The sequence below is a fragment of the Microcystis sp. LE19-195.1E genome, assembly GCF_027532095.1.
GTDB classification, from domain to species: Bacteria; Cyanobacteriota; Cyanobacteriia; order Cyanobacteriales; family Microcystaceae; genus Microcystis; species Microcystis aeruginosa.
In genome coordinates, this window is record NZ_JAPZSZ010000090.1 from 1 (window position 1) to 3,383 (window position 3,383).

At 43.7% G+C, this 3,383-nt stretch carries 4 protein-coding genes; all 4 read left to right on the forward strand.

All coding sequences use genetic code 11. From position 1 onward, the window contains the following. A partial coding sequence (locus tag O9300_RS05640; RefSeq protein WP_287970508.1) for a HepT-like ribonuclease domain-containing protein occupies nt 1-132 on the forward strand: 132 nt, incomplete at its 5' end. 134 nt (nt 133-266) lie between these two features. Next, complete coding sequence (locus O9300_RS05645; RefSeq protein ID WP_002783562.1) at nt 267-500, forward strand: FitA-like ribbon-helix-helix domain-containing protein; 234 nt, start codon at nt 267-269, stop codon at nt 498-500. Then, nucleotides 472-918, forward strand: a complete 447-nt coding sequence (locus O9300_RS05650) for a type II toxin-antitoxin system VapC family toxin (RefSeq protein WP_041804214.1) — start codon at nt 472-474, stop codon at nt 916-918. The genes O9300_RS05645 and O9300_RS05650 overlap by 29 nt, the downstream gene beginning before the upstream one ends. Nucleotides 919-1,026: 108 nt before the next feature. Continuing rightward, the gene (locus O9300_RS05655; RefSeq protein ID WP_287970505.1) at nt 1,027-3,057 is read left to right on the forward strand and encodes an SUMF1/EgtB/PvdO family nonheme iron enzyme; all 2,031 of its coding nucleotides are present in this window, start codon (nt 1,027-1,029) and stop codon (nt 3,055-3,057) included. The last annotated feature ends 326 nt before the right edge of the window (nt 3,058-3,383 follow it).

Genomic DNA, 3,383 nt, shown 5'->3' on the forward strand with positions numbered 1-3,383 from the left:
GCCAGCGATCTAAGAAACTTAACTATTCATGAATATTTTCGTATCAATCTAGAGATTATTTGGGATATTGTTGAAAATGACATTCCTCCTCTAAAACAACAAATCGAAGCTATTTTACAGGAATTGATTTGACGAAACCCAACTCAATTATTAAAAAATGTTGGGTTTCACTATCGTTCAACCCAACCTAGGATAAGATCATTGACTATCATTGCTATCATTTAAATGGTTGAGAATACAATACCACTCTCAAACGGATGTCGTCTATGGCAGATTTAATCGTCCGCAATATCGATGAAGCCATCGTCAAAGCTCTCAAAAAGCGAGCCAGCCAACACGGGATCAGTGCCGAAGCCGAACACCGCCAAATCTTAGAAAAAGCCTTGCTGCAACCGCAACGAAAATCCCTAGCAGAGGTGCTACGCCAGATTCCCAACGTTGGCAACGATTCAGACTTTGATCGCGTTCAAGATGACACAGCCAAACCAGTATTTGATTGATACTAATATTATTAGCGAATTGCGTAAAAAAAGCACAGCCAACCCCGGTGTCCTGCAATTTTTCCAGCAAGCTGTCGAGCAATCCGCGCCGCTTTATCTTAGCGTTATCACTATTGGCGAACTGCGGCGAGGAGTTGACCTGATTCGACATCGTGGCGACCAACACCAAGCCGAACTGTTAGAAACCTGGTTGCAGACTGTTTTGGAAGACTACACCGACCATATTCTAGATTTCACAGCACTTGAAGCCCAAGTTTGGGGCAAATTGCGCGTTCCCAATCCTCATAATGCTCTAGATAAAATGATCGCCGCTACTGCACTCACCTACGGCTTAATCCTAGTCACCCGTAATGTGAGTGACTTCGCTGGCACAGGAGTTCCTATAATCAATCCTTTTGAATCAGTGGTCAGTTCCTGACTACCAACTCTAGTTCCCATGAACAACAAGGTATTGATATAAATATTATTTTTCACAGGCTACTTATATAAATTTTTCTGAACAGCACAAATACTCGGAGATTTTTTGATGTCTTTAACTTATCGCTGTCAACTACAGAATCGCTGGATTACACTGACGCAAGAACTGGCGAACAGTGGCGAAGCGAAAGTATGGCACACTAACTTTAATGGGTACTTAGCGAAAATCTACCACAATCCCCATAATGAAAGGGTTGATAAATTACAGTTAATGGTGAGAAATCGTCCCAGTGATCCTAATGCTCATCTTAACCATATTTCCTTCGCTTGGCCCTATTCTATCTTAGAAGATAAACAGGGAAAAGTCGTTGGGTTTTTAATGCCAGAAGTGGTGGGTTCAGAAACATTATTAAAGCTTTGTACGCCCATAATGAGAAGAAAATACAAGTTAGAAACTAATTGGTATTTTCTTCATGTAGTAGCGCGGAATATAGCCGCTATTATCCAAGCAATTCACCTTAAAGGTTATGTTTTGGGAGACATCAAGCTAGCAAATATCTTAGTGAATAATCGGGCGTTGCCTACGATTATTGATACAGATTCATTTCAAGTATCAGATCCCTATAGCGGTAAAATATATCGGTGTTTAGTTGGCTCAGAAGGATTTACACCGGCGGAATTAATCGGAGTGAATATAGCAGATGTAGATCAAACAGAAGTGCATGATCGCTTTCGATTAGGAGTTGTTATTTATTATCTATTATTTAGCGGGCCGCCGTTTCGGGGATTGTGGCAAGGAGGAGGGGATTCCCTGGAACAGTCGGAACTAATTCGACGGGGACTATGGCCTTTTTCTGGGGATCAATTGCTTGTACCTAGTGATACGACAATCCCATTAAATATTTTACATCCCGACTTACACGCCTTATTTTTGCGCTGTTTTAATGAGGGACATAAATTCCCCCACAGACGACCGACGGCTAAGGAATGGCGTGGTACTTTGGAAGCTGCACTAAAAGAGGTTATACGCTGTGGCAAAATTGATAATCATTACTACAACCGCAGTTACGGAAAGTGTTATTGGTGTGAGCGATTTAGTGATTTAAATCTTGATATTTTTCCGGGGAACAGTATCGCTACTGTGACATCTACACCGTCACCTAAAGTAGCGCCCAGATCGCCCTCTTCGCCACCACCTCGTCCAGTTTCGCCACCACCTCCCCCAGTATCGATTAAATCATCTCCTTCACCTATACCTCCTCAAAGATGGTCGCGTCGTAAAGTCTTAATAAATTTGGGGTTATTTACAGTAGGGACAGTCGCTAGTAATATTTTCGCTCAGTTGTTTCGTCAGAATCCTACTCCTTCTCCTTCACCTCGTCCTTCAAGTTCTGCATCTATCAGGTTTACAAAGCCAACTCCATTTACAGAAAACCTACCCAAGGGAATAACACTGGAGATGGTAGGCTTACCAGCAGGTAAATTTCTCATGGGGTCTCCTGACAGTGCTATCTATGCTTCGGATGAGGAAAAGCCTCAACACCAAGTTAAAGTCAACAGTTTTGCGATCGGGAAATATCCGGTGACTCAGGCACAATATCAAGCGGTAATGGGAACAAATCCCTCTGAGTTTAAAAACAATCTGCAAAATCCGGTAGAAAAGGTTAGTTGGAATGACGCTCAAGCCTTTTGTCAGAAATTGAGTCAGATAACAGGGAAAACCTATCGTCTCCCCACAGAAGCGGAATGGGAATATGCTTGTCGTGCGGGGACAACCACTCGCTATTATTTCGGTGATGATGCTAATCAGTTAGGAGATTACGCTTGGTATATCGGAAATTCTCAGGATAAAACTCATCCTGTGGGCCAGAAAAAGCCCAATGCTTGGGGACTCTATGACATGAGTGGCAATGTTTGGGAGTGGTGCGAGGACAATTGGCACGATAACTATATCGGAGCGCCAAGGGATGGCAGTGCTTGGCTGACAAATGATAATCATTCTCAAATATTGCGGGGCGGTTCTTGGTACGGCGATCCAGATTACTGCCGTTCCGCTTACCGCAGCCTCAACGATTGGCGCGGCTACTTCTTCTTCTTCTTCGGTTTTCGCGTGGTGTGCGGTGCTGGGAGGACTCTGTAACCCTTATTCCCTTTTTACCCTTTTTTACCCTTTTTCTCTTTTTCCCGCCTAAGGGCGGGTCGATTTTTTTTTGAGATTTTCTAGGGTGCGTCCCAGGCAGCTTTTGCCTTTTTGACAGCAGCCCGTAGTTGGGTTGACGACTGTTACCCAACACCCTCGGAACCAAGATTAAATAGGGTTTGCTGAAAAAGTACGGGCGAAGCATTCGGGCAATAACCTATCGGTGAAACCGTAGATTTTTTATCCGAATGCTTCGCCCCTACAGGACGCGGGCCGATGAAGACGCAAGGTTTTGAAGCACGATTCTCTCAAAATCTTGCACCTGT